Consider the following 15,211-nt stretch of genomic DNA (forward strand, 5'->3'; position numbering starts at 1 on the left):
GATTATTTCCAGAGCTTGCAGGTGGATTCTGCCTTGGTCGTCCACACATCGTCGGGGCTGAGCGTCTTGAGAATCTTGAAGTAGTCCCAGGCACCTTTCGATTCTGCGGGTGCCTTCACCTGCATCAAGTACATCTCATGGGCGTAGCGGCCATCGGGGCGAATGGTGCCCTTGGCATAGAAGTCGGACAAGGGTTCTGACTTGAGTGCTGCCATCACCTTGTCCGAATCGGTGGATTTGATCCTGTCGGCAGTCTTGAGATAAGTCATCATGGCCGAGTAGTCGGCCGCCTGCAGCGAGGTGGGCATCTTTTTGAACTTCTCAAAGAAGCGATCGGAGAACTTGCGGCTTTCCGGGTTCAGATCCCAGTGCCAGCTGTCGGTGAACATCAGCCCTTCAGTCTGCTTGAGACCGAGGCTGTGGATGTCCGAGCTGAAAAGCAGCAGGCCAGCCAGCTTCATGGTCTTGGTCACGCCAAACTCCCGCGCCGCCTTGATGGTGTTGATGGTGTCTCCACCTGCATTGGCCATGGCAAGTATCTGTGCCTTGGAGTTCTGTGCCTGCAGCAGAAAGGATGAGAAATCCGATGCATTGATGGGATGCCTGACCGAGCCAATCACGCGGCCTCCAGCCGCCTTGATCACCTTGGTGGTGTCGGCTTCCAGGGCATGGCCGAAGGCGTAATCGGCGGTCAGGAAGAACCAGTCCTTGTCTCCCAGGCCCACAATGGCGCCGCCGGTGCCCTTTGCCAGTGCCACGGTGTCGTAGGCGTAGTGCACCGTGTACGGACTGCACTGGTCATTGGTGAGGGCCGATGTGCCAGAGCCGTTCACAATGATGAGGCGCTTTTTCTCCTCGGCCACCTTGGCCATGGCAAGGCCAGTGCTGGAGGTGGTGCCGCCCACCAGCATCTGCATGTCGCGCTGGTCAAACCATTCGCGCGCTTTGGACGCTGCCAGATCCGCCTTGTTCTGGTGGTCGGCAACCATCAGCTCCACCGGCTTGCCAAGCACCTTGCCACCATAGTCATCAATCGCCATCTGCAAGGCAAGAGCACCGCCCTTGCCGTCTACATCCGCATAGACGCTGGACATGTCGGTGATGAACCCGATCCGCACCTTGTCCTGCCCCATGACACCCTGGGCCGCCAAGGCGAGAACACAGCCAGCAGCCGCTGCAGCTATTGGGCGTCTGCGGTGTGGTAGCGCGCGGCGCGCGGGTAGGCGTGGCGTTGCAGGAACATTCATGGGAGTACTCCTTGTTCAAAAAGACATGCGTACGGCGCGGCGGCCACGTGCGGGGCAGGCGTGGGCTGCTGCGCCCCGATGGTTGCAGGCGGAATGGGCAGTGCCTACTGGGGTAAGCACCAAAACAGGGCCACCCCAGCATGGATCTGCGCGAATGGGGCTGGTGTACGCAATGAGGGCGAAGGGCTGGCGCAGTACGGCGGGAACCGGCTATACTGCATGCAGCTCCGGGGTGTGCGAAAGCGCTGAGATGCGAAAGGCAGTTGCAAGACTGCTGATTAGCGAACCCGACGAACTTGATCCGGTTCATACCGGCGGAAGAAGAGCGGGACCCTGACGCAGGGCCCTTGGACAAGAGGATGCGGGGCATCCATCCATGGGCACAGCACACCCCAGGCGCCTCGCGCACTGGGGTTTTGTCTTTTTAGGGCGAACTTTCGGGGCGCAACGGCCTAGGCTGGAGTCGGCAGATTCCAGAGGGAGCCTCAGCATTGGCCAGTCAGTGCAAAAGGCTCCCCCGGTGCAGGATGGTGGCGGCACCAAAGCCGTCACCACCAGATCAGAGCGGGCCCAGCACTCCACGGAGCGTTTGATGAACTTCATACGCTTTTTGGAGACTGCAATGAACGCCCCCGATTCGATCTTCACTCCCGCCGCTGGCAACGCCCCTGATGCAGCCCGCTTTGCCCAGTTGCTGGCCCAATCCCGTCAGCCTTTTCCGGCATCCACCAAAAGCCATCTCAATGGCGCCATCCACCCGGAGTTGCGTGTGCCCGTGCGCGACATCGCACTCACCAATGGCGAGCAGGTCAGCGTGTATGACACCTCGGGGCCGTACACCGATCCGTCGGCGGTGATCGATGTGCGCAGCGGCCTGCCCAGCGTGCGTGGCAGCTGGATCGAATCGCGTGGCGACAGCGAATACTATGCCGGCCGCCTGCGCGTGGCGCTGGACGATGGTGGCAAGCGCGGCGAGGAGGATGCGCGCGTGGCCCAACTGCGGGCCGAGGCAGCCGCGCTGCAGCGCCAGCCACGCCGGGCCAAGAGCGGTGGCAACGTCACCCAGATGCACTATGCGCGCAAGGGCATCATCACGCCCGAGATGGAGTATGTAGCCTTGCGCGAGAATGGCCGCCGCGAGTGGATGGCCGCGTACCAGCAAGATGCTGCACGCGAAGCGCGCCTGGCCGGCAACAGCCTGGGCGCCGCGATTCCGAAGATCATCACGCCCGAGTTCGTACGTGACGAAGTGGCGCGCGGCCGCGCCATCATTCCGGCCAACATCAACCACCCCGAGATCGAGCCCATGGCCATCGGGCGCAATTTCAAGGTCAAGATCAACGCCAACATCGGCAACTCGGCTGTCACATCCAGCATCGAGGAAGAGGTCGAAAAGCTGGTCTGGGCCATTCGCTGGGGCGCCGACAACGTGATGGATCTGTCTACCGGCAAGAACATCCACACCACGCGCGACTGGATCATCCGCAATTCGCCCGTGCCCATTGGCACCGTGCCCATCTACCAGGCGCTGGAAAAGGTGGGTGGCATTGCCGAGGACCTGACCTGGGAAATCTTCCGCGACACGCTGGTCGAGCAGGCCGAGCAAGGCGTGGACTACTTCACCATCCACGCAGGCGTGCGCCTCGCATACATCCACCTCACGGCCCAGCGCCGCACCGGCATCGTCTCGCGCGGCGGCTCCATCATGGCCAAGTGGTGCATGGCACACCACCGCGAGAGCTTCCTGTACGAGCACTTCGAGGATATCTGCGACATCATGAAGCAGTACGACGTGAGCTTCTCGCTGGGCGATGGCCTGCGCCCGGGCTGCGCGTCCGATGCCAATGATGAGGCGCAGTTTGCCGAACTCAAGACGCTGGGTGAGCTGACCCAGATCGCATGGAAGCACGATGTGCAGACCATGATCGAGGGCCCTGGCCACGTGCCCATGCACATGATCCAGGCCAACATGACCGAGCAACTCAAGCACTGCCACGAGGCGCCGTTCTACACCCTGGGGCCGCTGACCATCGACATCGCCCCCGGTTACGACCATATCGCCAGCGCCATCGGTGCAGCCATGATCGGCTGGTTCGGCACCGCCATGCTGTGCTATGTGACGCCCAAGGAACACCTGGGCCTGCCCGATCGTGACGACGTCAAGCAAGGCATCATTGCCTACAAGATCGCAGCGCACGCGGCTGACGTTGCCAAGGGTCATCCGGGCGCACGCTCGCGCGACGATGCGCTCTCCCAGGCGCGCTTCGATTTCCGCTGGGAGGACCAGTTCAACCTGGGTCTGGATCCCGACACAGCGCGTGCGTTCCATGACGAGACGCTGCCCAAGGACAGCGCCAAGGTGGCGCACTTCTGCAGCATGTGCGGGCCCAAGTTCTGCTCGATGAAGATCACCCAGGAAGTGCGCGATTTCGCCAAATCGCAAGGTGTGGCCGCGGAGCAGGGCATCTCGGTGGGCATGCAGGCCAAGGCGGAAGAGTTCAACCGCACGGGCGGCGAGTTCTACATTCCGATCGCATCGGATACGACAGCGCGTTGAACCGTGTGAGATAGAGACGAAAATAGCGGCCAGCGCCAATCCACAAAGCGCTGGCCGCTATTTATTAGGTAGCAACTACTTGAAGAGGCCGTTAGCTTCAGTCTGCCAGCTCACGCAGCACCTGCCCATACATCTCCAGGTCGTTGGCCGAAAAGCAGCAGAACACCACAGACTGAACGCCGGGTGCGTTTCCTGCACATGCCTTGACGGTTGCCACGGCGATGCGCGCCGCAAGTGCAATGGGGTAGCCATAGATGCCGGTGCTGATGCTGGGGAAGGCGATGGCCTGTGCACCCACGCTTTCGGCCAAGGTCAACGAGTGCCGGTAGCATGCCGCAAGCATTGATGCTTCATCGTTTTCGCCATTGCGCCACACAGGCCCTACGGTGTGGATGATGTGTTTGGCAGGCAACCGGTAGCCACCCGTGATCTTGGCGTCACCCGTTTTGCAGCCGCCCAGCAATCGGCATTCGTGCAGCAGCTCGGGCCCGGCGGCCTGGTGAATGGCGCCATCGACCCCACCGCCGCCCAGCAGCGATGAGTTGGCGGCATTGACGATGGCATCCACCTGCAAGCTTGTGATGTCGGATTGGATGGCAGTGATGTGCATGGCAAGAGTCCGGCAATGAGGGCCTCTACAAAGGCGGTTTGCAGAGGGGCCCTGGGGTTTCAGCGTAGCGCCTCCACAAGTGACTCACCTGTATCTTGCAACGAAAGTGTCAGACCTATTTGCTGCACTGCACTAAACTTGCCTGCAGTGACGGCCTATCGCCTGCGATTTTCATCCAAGAAAGACCCAGCCATGAATGTCTCTCAAGCCATGAAAGAGCGCCGCTCGGTGCGCGCGTTTTTACCCAAGGCCCCTACGGCAGACCAGGTGCACAGCCTGATGAGTGATGCCGCGCAGGCCGCATCCGGAGGCAACCTACAGCCCTGGCGTGTGGTGGCGCTGGCGGGGGCGGCCTTGACGCAGCTCACGGATGCTATTGCTGCGGCGCAGCCCGATGAGGAGCAGGTCAGCAACCTGTCGTATCCGCCCAACCTGTGGGAGCCGTACCGCAGCCGCCGCTTCAAGAACGGCGAAGATTTGTACAAAACCATTGCCATCCCGCGCGAGAACAAGGCGGCACGCCTGGAGCAACTGGCCAGGAATGGCCAGTTCTTTGGGGCGCCGGTGGGTATTCTGGTGTTTGCAGACGAGCGCATGGGCTATGCGCAGTGGGTGGATCTGGGCATCTACCTGCAATCGCTCATGCTGCTGGCCACCGAGCGCGGCATGGCCACCTGTGCCCAAGGCTTTTGGCGCCGCTATGGCAATACGGTGGAGCGGGTACTCAAGGCCCCTGAGCCTTACCGCGTTGCCTACGGTGTGGCACTGGGCTATGAAGACACGCTGGCGCCGATCAATACATTGCGCGCCGATCGTGCGCCGTTTGCCGAGTGGGCGCAGATGCGGGGCTTTGAATGAGCTGTTTGCAGTGAAAGTGGCTGCTGGCGCTTGTCCGTAGCGCGCTATCACTTAAATTTTCATAGCAAAAAGCCGCAAGGGTTTCTTGCGGCTTTTGTGTTTTTTGTGCTGTATGGGCCTGCGGTTGGCCGGGTTTACTTCCAGATAGGGCAGTTGGCCTCTTCCTTGCTGGCAAACAGGGTGTCGCCGGGCAGCTCCTTGATCAGCTTGAACGAGTCGTGCTTGGCCTTGGATTCTTCGGGCGTCTTCACCTGCAGCAGGTACATGTCGTGCACATAGCGGCCATTGGGCTGGATCTTGCCCTTGCCAAACATGTCGTTCAGCTCCATGGATTTGAGCGTGGCCATCACCTTGTCGGCATCCAGCGTCTGGGCCTTTTCCACGGCCTTGAAATAGTTCATGGCAGAGGAGTAGTCAGATGCGTGCAGCGAAGTTGGCATCTTGCCGGTCTTGGCATAGAAGCGGTCAGTCCATTTGCGTGCCTCAGGGGTCCGGTCCCAGAACCAGCTGTCGGTGAACATCAGGCCACCGGCAAGTTTGAGCCCCAGGCTTTCTACTTCGTTGGCAAACACCATCAGCGCCACCGGTTTCATCTTGGGGGTGACGCCAAACTCGCGCGCGGCCTTGAGCGAATTCATGAAATCGCCACCCGCATTGGCGAGGCCCAGAATCTGCGCCTTGCTGGACTGCACCTGCATCAGGTAGGACGAAAAGTCGTTGGCATGAAAAGGTGCGCGAACTGATTTGAGTACCTGCCCGCCGTTGGCGGTGATGACCTTGGTGATGTCGTTTTCCAGCGTGTGACCAAAGGTGTAGTCGGACACCAGCAGGGCCCAGCTCTTGCCGCCTTGCTCTGCCACGGCCTTGCCCGTGCCCCGTGCAATGGCTGTGGTGTCGGAGTTGTAGTGCACCCAGTACGGCGAGCAGTTGGCACCGGTGATACCCGAGGAATACGCACCATTGATGAGCAGCACGCGTTTTTTCTCGTTGGCCACCTGGCCCATGGCAAGTGCCGTGGCGGTGTTGGTGCCGGCAATCAGCAACTGCACGCCCTGCGTGTCCACCCATTCGCGTGATTTGGTGGAGGCAATATCCGCCTTGTTCTGGTGATCTGCAGCGATCAACTCAATCGGCTTGCCCAGCAGCTTGCCACCGAAATCGTCAATGGCCATCTGGATCGCTGTGGCACCGCCCTTGCCGTCGCCGTCGGCGTACTGGCTGGACATATCGGTCAGGAATCCCAGGCGAACCTTGTCCTGGGCGTGGGCCGGGCTGGCCAGCAGACCGCATGCCAACGCGCAGGCTGCCATGACGGGGCTCAGAACTGGGAACGAGGGCTTGAACATGAAAGGCTCCTTTGTAATTGGTTGGAGTGGATAGGTGTCTGCATGCATGCTAGAAGCATTGCTTCTGGTGCGTGATAGTGAAAACCGTTGCACCTGCCGTTTCATGTCGCCCAGGTTACGTCGTCTGAATATTGATAACCTGTATGTTTTTAATTTTTGTGCAGATAGCAGAGGATGTGTTGAAGAAGACGCGGCCGTTTGCCATAGGAAAGGTGCATGCTTTTTTCATGACCGTGTCATTGATTGTTGCAAAACTCTCGCCTTTCTTTTGGGGATACTATGCGACGCCTACCTCTTGTGGCAGCAATGGCAACATTGCTGACATTGCCCTTTCAAACCACACTTGCCGCTGAAAGCGCTGTGGTTGCAAGCATGCAGCCTCTGCAGGCGCTGGAGGCCAGGCTGGCCAAAGCCGATCCACAAGGACAGGTCTATGTCGACAAGGTATTCAACGACAAGACTGCAACCGGCCTGCCTATTGGCTGGCGCACGCCTGGATGGAACAAAGGCAAGGCCTCCATTGACGCGACAACCGGCAACCTGCTGATCGACGGCACCGCCAACGACACCGCAATGACGGCCGTCATGCTGCCGGTGGAGCTGGAAAAGCTGTCCAACTACCGCGTCGACATGGAATTCACCTTCGACAAGGTGAACAGCAACACCCGCTGGGGCAGTGTGATGTACCGCAGTTCTGCAGAGAGCGGAACCTACGCCTATGAACCCTATCACCAGTTCGCGATGCGACAGAACGCCACTGCCAGCAATGGGACTGAATTCGCGTTCCGCAAGGCGGGTGCATGGTCGGTGACCAGCACCAAGGCTTTTACCGAAGCCATCGACAAGAACAAGACCTATATTGCCAGCGTGGTGGTACATGGGAACCGTGTTCGGCAATACCTCAATGGAGTCTTGTTGCACGATGTCGTCATCACATCTGGCCTGACCCAAGGCGGTATCGGCATGCAGACTGCGGGGCTGGTCATGCGCGTCAAGAGCCTGAAGGTGACCGAACAGCTGACCCCTTTGCCTGATCTTGACATGCCTGTCACCGTACAGGACACCGGCACGCTGGCTGCCATGGCGCCGACGCTGGTGCAGGCGGCCCATGCGGGCGTGGCGCTGGACGGAACGGGCGTCAGCACGAGCTTGCTGAGTTTGGACAGCGCGCTCAACCTCAAGGACGCCAATGGCGCCGTGGTGGGCACCCTCAAGGCGCACTACGAGCAAGCTGCGCGCAACACCATACCGCTGCTGCGTATTGACGATGCGGCCACGGTGCATGCGCTGGTGGCTTTCTCCAACGATGTACACAACCTGGCCGATGTCACGCTGCTGTCTGGCGATGTGGCACTGCTCAAACAGGCGCGCGTAGCGCTGCCCAAGGTGCGCACGGCTGTGGATTTCAGCCAGCGCAACCTGGGCACATCGACCCAGGACCTGCTCACGATCTCCGGCGACACCAACCGTGCAGGCGCCAAGATCGCCATCCTGCCCGCGAACCTGAGCCACCGTGACTTCGTGGCCCGCCTGCAGCGCCTGCTGATCACGGTATGGACAAGTGCCGAAGCGGATACGCCCGAGCAGGCGGCACGCATCCTGACCAGTGGCGTCAACGGCGTGGTGTCGGCCAACAGCGCTGCCTATGCGGAGGTGCTGCGCAAGCTGCCTGCCAATACCCTGCTGCGCAAGCCGCTCGTGATCGGCCACCGCGGCATGCCCAGCCGTGAAGACGAAAACACGCTGGAAAGCGCGAGAGCCGCCGTGGCCGCCGGGGCCGATGCTGTGGAAAACGATATCTACATCACCACCGATGACCACCTTGTCATCATGCATGACGACACGGTCAACCGCACCACGACCGGCACCGGCGCTGTCGAAGGCATGAGCCTCGATCAGGTCAAAGCCTTGCGCACCAAGGGCAAGGGCTACCAGGTGCCCACCATGCGCGAGTATTTCCAGACCTTCAAGGACAAGCCCATCACCCATGTGATCGAGCTCAAGAGTGCCAACCCGCGCATCATTGCCCAGCTCAAGAAGGAGATGGAGCAAGAGGGCGTGGCCGACCAATCGGTTGCCATTTCGTTCAGCAGCGACCAGCTCAAGCGCAGTGCCGAGCAGATGCCGGAGTTGACCGGCGGCTTTCTCAACAGCATTGCCGAGAGCGCCGATGTGACCAACAGCGTGCGCAACGTGCTGGAAGCCACACAGGCCAATTCCTCTACCTTCAACCCCAGCTATGGCGCCATCAGCCAGCGCACCATGGAGGCGGCCAAGCATCGCGGCGTCACATTCTGGCCGTGGACGGTGAATACGCCCGCAGATTTCTACAAGTACTACAGTTGGGGCACCCACGGCATCACCACCGACCACGCCTATCTGGCCAGCGACTTTCCGGTCGATATTTCTGCCAAGCCCCAGCAAGGCGTGCTGGCACTCAACACGCCAGTGAATCTGGAGGTTGATCTGCTCACGCAACTGCAGGACAAAAAGGCTGCAGTGGCCAACGAGCTGGTGTACCTGGGAGGCACTGCCGCTGTGGCACAGGACAACGGCGGCACGCTGAGCTTCAGCACGGCTGGCACGGCCATCGTCATGCCCGGCTACCGCCACAAGATGGATGCCAACTACAGCTACGTGATCCTGGGCAAGCCTGTAACACTGATTGTTGGCGATGGCAGCCATGGCGTGGTGGGCGTGCCCAACGTGGCATCGGCGGGCAGCGTTGCGTGCTCCAGCGCCGTACCGGGCCAGACCAGCAGCTGCACGGTAGTGCCGCAGCCGGGCTACCAACTGCTGGGGCTGGCCGCAAGCAGCAATTGCCCCGCAGGCAGCTGGAATGCGGATCGCTCCACCTACACTACGGGCACGCTTACCGGCCAGTGCCAGCTTCAGTTTGATTTCGCTGCCAAGCCTGCAACGGCTTCCCTGGCACCAGTTGGCAAGGCGGGTGATGTGCAGGCCAGCGTCAGTGGTGGTGGCTCCGGTCTGTGGGCGTTTGATGCGGGCAAGCCGGTAGCAGTTAGCGCTGCTTCACAGCCGCCTCAAGGCGTGAGCTTTCCGTTTGGCCTGGTGAGCCTGCAGCTCACGGGTGGACAGGCAGGGCAAAGCGCCACGGTGGAGTTGACCTATCCCGAGACGCTGCCCGCAAACGCCAGGTACTACAAGTTTGGCAAGACGGCAGACAACCAGAAGGACCACTGGTATGCGTACCCCAACGCCACCATCAACGGCAACAAGGTGGTGCTGAACCTGACGGACGGCCAATTGGGCGATGACGACCTGGTGGCCGACGGTGTGATCCGCGATCCGGGCGGTGTTGCTGTGGTGGCGGGAGACCCTGGTACGCCATCGGCGCAGGCCACGCCGGTTCCGGCCCTGGGTCAGGCGGCTTTGGCACTGTTGTCGGGCAGCATTGGTATGCTAGCCTGGCGCCGCAAACGCAAGGCTCAGGCCTGATCGCTGCGTTGAAATGGCTCACAGATGGCTCACACCCGCCAGTTGCTCAAAGCCCTGGCGGGTTTTTCTTGCCGCAGTCGGGTGAGGCGTAGCCGGATTTAGTTGCGAGGGGCGCGGACTGCGTTCTTAGGCCGAAAGGCCTTGCACACCGCGTCTTGCGTTTCCAGATAGGGGCCGCCAATCAGGTCGACGCAGTAAGGCACGGCGGCAAAAATGCCTGGCACGAGCTGCGTTCCCTCGGCATCCTTCAGGCCCTCCAGCGTTTCTGCAATTGCCTTGGGCTGACCGGGCAGGTTGATGATCAGGCATTGGCCGCGTATGACGGCGACCTGGCGCGACAGGATGGCCGTGGGCACGAAGCGCAGGCTGATCTGGCGCATTTGCTCGCCAAAACCAGGCATTTCCTTGTCAGCCACGGCCAGGGTGGCTTCGGGCGTCACATCGCGCAGCGCCGGGCCGGTGCCGCCTGTGGTCAGCACCAGGCTGCAGCCTGCATTCACCAGTTCGATCAAGGTCTGGCTGATCAGCGCCTGTTCGTCGGCAATCAGGCGGGCCTCGTAGGCCACCGGGTTGTGCAGCGCACGGCCCAGCCAATCCTGCAGGGCGGGCAGGCCTTTGTCCTCATACACACCACTGCTGGCGCGGTCGCTGATCGAGACAATGCCGATTTTGACGGAGTCGTATGCAATACTCATATTTTGATAGCTGATTGCGCGCACCCACCATGCGCCAGGGGCTTTTTTCTCTCAATCCTCGTCGCTGGCGTCGTCATCTGCCGCGGATGCCTGCACGCGTGCTGCGTGGGCGGCCATCACATGGTCCCGCACCAGCTGGAACAGCTCGCGGTACGCGCGGCCTTTGCGGGCGGCCTGGCCGGTGGATTCCTGCACGTTGGCATCGTGGGCGCCGGGCATATCCTTGCGCGCCTGGCGTACCAGCGAACGCAACTGCTGGATATCGGTCTGCGGCGCCTCGTTGATCCATTGCGCCACGGCATCGTCGTCTGCAATCATGCGGTCGCGCCACTGTTCCGAGGCATGCAGCAGGGCTTTTTCAATGCCGGAGCCTTCTTTCTGCTCTGTGAGCGCGGCGTTGATGGCGGCCACCTCGCCTTCGTCGAGCCTGCGCATCAGCTTGCCAACGAACTGCATCTGGCGGCGCTTGCCTTCGAAGTTGGTGATGCGCTTGGCTTCGGCCAGCGCGTTCACCAGAATCTCGGGTAGTTGCAGGCGGTTGAAGAGATCGCTGCGCAGCGTGAGCAGTTCCTTGCCCAGGTCCTGCAGGGCGTCCATTTCTTTCTTCAGATCGGACTTGCTCGATTCGGTCGTGCCTTTGAGTTCGGCCTTCAGCTCGATATCGAGTTCGCTGCCTTCGGCCACGAACTTGCCGCGAACGAAATAGCCTTTTTTGGGTTTGCGTGACATGGTTATGCTTTTGTTCAAAAGGCCACAGCCCGGCAGGGAGGAGCTGAACGGGCCATTGCCTCTGCTGCGCACGCTGGTTGCGCAGGTCGTTCAGCCCATCTCAGTGCCAGGGCAATGGCGGTTATCAGTATCATAGCGGGCAGTATGAAAAAAACCGTATCCAGCTCCAACAGCCAGGGCGATGCCCAGGCCGCAACCGGCTTCAGTTACAGCCGCGCATTTTTCAAAGACCTTGTCGAGCAGGCGCTGTCGCATGCCAAAACACTGGGTGCCACCGACGCCGGAGCAGATGCCTCCGAAGGCGCAGGCCTGTCGGTCAGCGTGCGCAAGGGCGAACTGGAGACGGTGGAGCGCAACCGCGACAAGTCGCTGGGTGTGACGGTGTATATCGGCAAACGCCGAGGCAATGCCAGCACCTCGGATTTTTCGACCGAAGCGGTAAAGCGCACGGTGCAAGCAGCCTATGACATCGCCCGTTTCACGGCCGAAGACCCGGTTGCTGGCCTGCCCGATGCAGCCGATATTGTGCCAGCAGCCGAGCAACGCGAACTTGACCTGTTCCATCCGTGGGCTATTGACAGCGAGGCAGCCGCACAATTGGCGCTGCAGTGCGAAGCGGCCGCCTTTGCCACCGACAAGCGCATCACCAATAGCGAGGGCGCTGGCGTATCAGCCCAGCAAAGCCATTTCTACAGTGCGCATACCAACGGCTTTGCCGGCGGCTACGCCAGCTCACGCCACAGTATCTCGGTGGCTCCCATAGCGGGCAAGGGTGCTGACATGCAGCGCGATGCCTGGTACAGCAGCATGCGCCGCGCGCAAGATCTGGCCGACCCGGCTGTCGTCGGGCGCTACGCCGCAGAGCGCGCCTTGTCGCGCCTCAATGCACGCAAGATTCCGACCACCGAATGCCCAGTGCTGTTCGACGCGCCGCTGGCCGCGGGCCTCGTGGGTTCGCTGGTGCAGGCCATCAGCGGTGGCGCGCTGTACCGCCGCAGCTCCTTCCTGCTGGGTTCCTTGGGCAAAAAGGTATTCCCCAAGCACATCCAGCTGGTGGAGGATCCCTTCCTCATTGGCGGAAAGGGCAGTGCGCCGTTCGACGACGAAGGCGTGCGTGTCAGCAAGCGCCATGTGGTGGAAGACGGCAAGGTCAATGGCTATTTCCTGTCCACCTACTCGGCCCGCAAGCTGAGCATGAAGACCACGGGCAACGCAGGCGGTGCGCACAACCTGCACTTCTATTCCTCCAAGACGCGGCCAACTGACGATCTTGCCGCCATGCTGCAAAAGCTGGGTACGGGTCTTTTCGTGATCGAACTCATGGGCCAAGGCGTGAACCCGGTCACAGGTGATTACTCGCGCGGCGCCAGCGGCTTCTGGGTCGAGAATGGGCAGATTGCCTTTCCCGTGCAGGAAATCACGATTGCTGGCAACTTGAAGGACATGTTCAAGGACACTCTGGCTGTGGGTGCCGATGAGTACTGCGCGGGCTCCAAGACCCTGGGCAGCATTCTTGTTGGCAAGATGAAGGTGGCAGGTTCCTGATGTTCACTGGGATCATTCAGGCGGTTGCCACCATTGGTGCCATTGACGACCAGCCCGGCCTGCGCACGTTCACGGTTGCCTTTCCTCCAGGTTTTTGCCAGGATCTGGCCATTGGCGCGAGCGTATCGCACGATGGCGTATGCCTGACAGTGACCGAGCTGGTGGACGCGCAGCATGCACGGTTTGATGTGATGCTGCAAAGCCTGAACATCACCACCCTGGGCCAGTTGCAGGTAGGCTCGTTCGTCAATGTGGAGCGCGCCGCCAAGGACGGTGCCGAGATTGGCGGCCACCCGCTGTCCGGCCATGTGGATTTCACCGGAACCCTGGCTGCGATCCGCGAGTTCGACAACAACTACGTGATGCGCGTGGCCGTGCCCGAAGCCTTTCGCCGCTACGTGTTTGCCAAGGGCTATATCGCCATCAACGGCGCCAGCCTGACGGTTGCCGAGGTGAACCGCCAGGAAGGCTGGTTCGAGGTCTGGCTCATCCCCGAAACCCGCCGCATGACGGTGTTCGAAGCCAAGCGTGTGGGCGACGGCCTCAACATCGAGATCGAACGCGGCACGCAAGTGGTGGTGGACACCGTCCGCGAAGCCGTGGATGAAAGCCTGGGCCAGCTCAAGCCCTTGCTGGAGAGCCTGCTGCGCGAGAGGGGCCTGTCGCTGGACGATCTGGTCAAGCCGCCGCAGTTGCCACGAGGATAGGGTCCCGCCAGAGAGCGTTCCCCACTTGGCCTGCTGCCGCCAGCCTTGGCGCACCAGAATACCCGCATCAGCGGGTATTTTTCATGGCTGGAGCTTGGTTGGCAGCAGCAGCGAGACGCACGCCGCAACGAGCAACAACACGGCAGCCGCCCCAAAGGCAATCCAGTGCGTGCCAAATTGCTCGAATGCCCAGCCGCCAAGCCAGCTGCTGATCATGGCGCCGATCTGGTGGCCCAGGTAGGCCCATCCGTACAGCAGGCCTACCAGCTTGATGCCATACAGATCGCCCAGAATGGCAGATGAGGCGGCAATCGAGCCAGCCCAGACAATGCCGCCGATGGCAGCCACTGCATACAGCTGCCAGTGGTGAACGACTGCCACCAGGCCCACAAAGCCCAGGCCGCGTACCAGGTAGATGACGGCAAGGATGTAGCGGCGCGGCACCATGTCAGAGAGCTTGCCCAGCGCCAGGGTGCTGAAGATCGCCACAAAACCGATGAGACCGATGCCCCCCGCGCTGCTGCCCGCGTCAAAGCCATGGTCCATCAGCATGGGCATGCCGTGGGTGCCCAGCAGGTTCATGCTGAAGCCGCAGGCAAACAGGCCCAGGAATATCTGCCAGAACGGTGCGGTTGCGATAGCCTGTGTAAAGCTGATTGCTTCTGATTTCGTAGCTGCTGGCGCTTGATGGGTGGGCGTTGTTTGCCGGTTTTGTTCAATTTGCGCAGCAGACAGATCGGTATTTTCGGGTGCATCGTCGCGCACGATCCATAGAGCCATGGCGCCGATGATGAGTGCAAACACCACCGCAAACCCCAGCAGGGTGCGCTGCCAGCCCCAAAGGCCGATGGTGGTGGTGAAGACGGGTGTCATCACCGCGATGCCCGCCATCGAGCCCGTTGACAGAAAAAACAGTGCCATGCCACGCTGGCGCGTGAACCAGCGGCTGATCATGGGTGTGACTGCCACCGGGCTGGTAAAGGCCAGCCCAAGCGACAGCGCGACGCCATAGGCCCAGAAAAAGCTCCATGGCGTGCGGGCGTTCACCGTCCAGAGGCAGGCGAGCACGACAATGGCGGTGCCTGTCAGCAAAACGGTGCGCGTGCCCTTGCGCGCCACCAGCCAGCCTGCCGCTGGCATGCCCAGGCCATAGCAGAGCATGCCGACTGCCACGATGGACGAGAGCAGGCTGCGGCTGAAGCCCAGATCCTCCGACATAGGCAGCATGAACGGGCCAATGCCCATGCGCATGCCGACCGTGAGCAGCGTGAGGATGGTGGAAGCCGCGACGATCACCCAGCCGAAGTAAAGGCCGGGCGGCGGGGTAGGGCCCGGGGGCACTGAAGAGGGGAGTGCTGCTGTCATGTCGCGGTGGCTGCAGGGCGCCCTAAGGCGGGCCTGTGCAGCAGGGATGGATAACTGCAGATGATAGGCCGGGGCTCAGGATCAGCAAGCATG

General features: G+C 61.2%; 12 protein-coding genes and 1 riboswitch. Of the genes, 6 read left to right on the top strand and 6 right to left on the bottom strand.

Going from position 1 to position 15,211, the window contains the following annotated elements; genetic code table 11:
• Positions 1-2 precede the first annotated feature (2 nt).
• Positions 3-1,133, bottom strand: a complete 1,131-nt coding sequence (locus LAD35_RS06110) for an ABC transporter substrate-binding protein (protein WP_224152601.1) — start codon at positions 1,131-1,133, stop codon at positions 3-5.
• A 332-nt stretch (positions 1,134-1,465) separates the two neighbouring features.
• Positions 1,466-1,587: riboswitch (TPP riboswitch) on the top strand.
• A 282-nt stretch (positions 1,588-1,869) separates the two neighbouring features.
• On the opposite strand from LAD35_RS06110, the gene thiC reads away from it, so the two are divergent.
• Positions 1,870-3,804: a phosphomethylpyrimidine synthase ThiC gene (gene thiC, locus LAD35_RS06115; protein ID WP_224151820.1), complete on the top strand. Its 1,935-nt coding sequence runs from the start codon at positions 1,870-1,872 to the stop codon at positions 3,802-3,804.
• A gap of 97 nt (positions 3,805-3,901) precedes the next feature.
• On the opposite strand, the gene LAD35_RS06120 is transcribed toward thiC, so the two are convergent.
• Positions 3,902-4,414, bottom strand: a complete 513-nt coding sequence (locus LAD35_RS06120; protein ID WP_224151821.1) for an O-acetyl-ADP-ribose deacetylase — start codon at positions 4,412-4,414, stop codon at positions 3,902-3,904.
• Between the two features lie 192 nt (positions 4,415-4,606).
• On the opposite strand from LAD35_RS06120, the gene LAD35_RS06125 reads away from it, so the two are divergent.
• Positions 4,607-5,272, top strand: coding sequence for a nitroreductase (locus tag LAD35_RS06125; protein WP_224151822.1), 666 nt, complete (start codon positions 4,607-4,609; stop codon positions 5,270-5,272).
• Positions 5,273-5,406: 134 nt separating this feature from the next.
• On the opposite strand, the gene LAD35_RS06130 is transcribed toward LAD35_RS06125, so the two are convergent.
• Entirely contained in the window at positions 5,407-6,618 is a 1,212-nt protein-coding gene (locus tag LAD35_RS06130) for an ABC transporter substrate-binding protein (RefSeq protein ID WP_377779919.1), read from the bottom strand.
• A gap of 143 nt (positions 6,619-6,761) precedes the next feature.
• Here LAD35_RS06130 and LAD35_RS06135 point away from each other — a divergent pair, with 143 nt between their 5' ends.
• Both LAD35_RS06135 and LAD35_RS06140 read left to right on the top strand, forming a co-directional pair.
• Entirely contained in the window at positions 6,762-6,971 is a 210-nt protein-coding gene (locus LAD35_RS06135; RefSeq protein WP_224151823.1) for a hypothetical protein, read from the top strand.
• Between the two features lie 19 nt (positions 6,972-6,990).
• A complete protein-coding gene (locus LAD35_RS06140; RefSeq protein WP_224151824.1) occupies positions 6,991-10,077 on the top strand; it encodes a glycerophosphodiester phosphodiesterase family protein in 3,087 nt (1,028 codons plus the stop codon).
• Positions 10,078-10,175: 98 nt separating this feature from the next.
• On the opposite strand, the gene mog is transcribed toward LAD35_RS06140, so the two are convergent.
• Entirely contained in the window at positions 10,176-10,772 is a 597-nt protein-coding gene (mog, locus tag LAD35_RS06145) for a molybdopterin adenylyltransferase (protein WP_224151825.1), read from the bottom strand.
• 51 nt (positions 10,773-10,823) lie between these two features.
• Positions 10,824-11,501 carry a ribosome biogenesis factor YjgA gene (gene yjgA, locus LAD35_RS06150; RefSeq protein WP_224151826.1) on the bottom strand — a complete coding sequence of 226 codons (678 nt, stop codon included), beginning with the start codon at positions 11,499-11,501 and terminating at the stop codon, positions 10,824-10,826.
• 144 nt (positions 11,502-11,645) lie between these two features.
• On the opposite strand from yjgA, the gene pmbA reads away from it, so the two are divergent.
• Positions 11,646-13,046 (top strand): metalloprotease PmbA, encoded by a 1,401-nt coding sequence (gene pmbA, locus LAD35_RS06155; RefSeq protein ID WP_224151827.1) that lies wholly within the window; start codon positions 11,646-11,648, stop codon positions 13,044-13,046.
• Positions 13,046-13,753, top strand: coding sequence for a riboflavin synthase subunit alpha (locus tag LAD35_RS06160; RefSeq protein ID WP_224151828.1), 708 nt, complete (start codon positions 13,046-13,048; stop codon positions 13,751-13,753). The genes pmbA and LAD35_RS06160 overlap by 1 nt, the downstream gene beginning before the upstream one ends.
• A gap of 81 nt (positions 13,754-13,834) precedes the next feature.
• Here LAD35_RS06160 and LAD35_RS06165 read toward each other — a convergent pair whose 3' ends face one another.
• Positions 13,835-15,118 (bottom strand): MFS transporter, encoded by a 1,284-nt coding sequence (locus LAD35_RS06165; RefSeq protein ID WP_224151829.1) that lies wholly within the window; start codon positions 15,116-15,118, stop codon positions 13,835-13,837.
• Positions 15,119-15,211 lie beyond the last annotated feature (93 nt).

The sequence above is a fragment of the Comamonas odontotermitis genome, from assembly GCF_020080045.1.
GTDB lineage: Bacteria > Pseudomonadota > Gammaproteobacteria > Burkholderiales > Burkholderiaceae_C > Comamonas > Comamonas odontotermitis.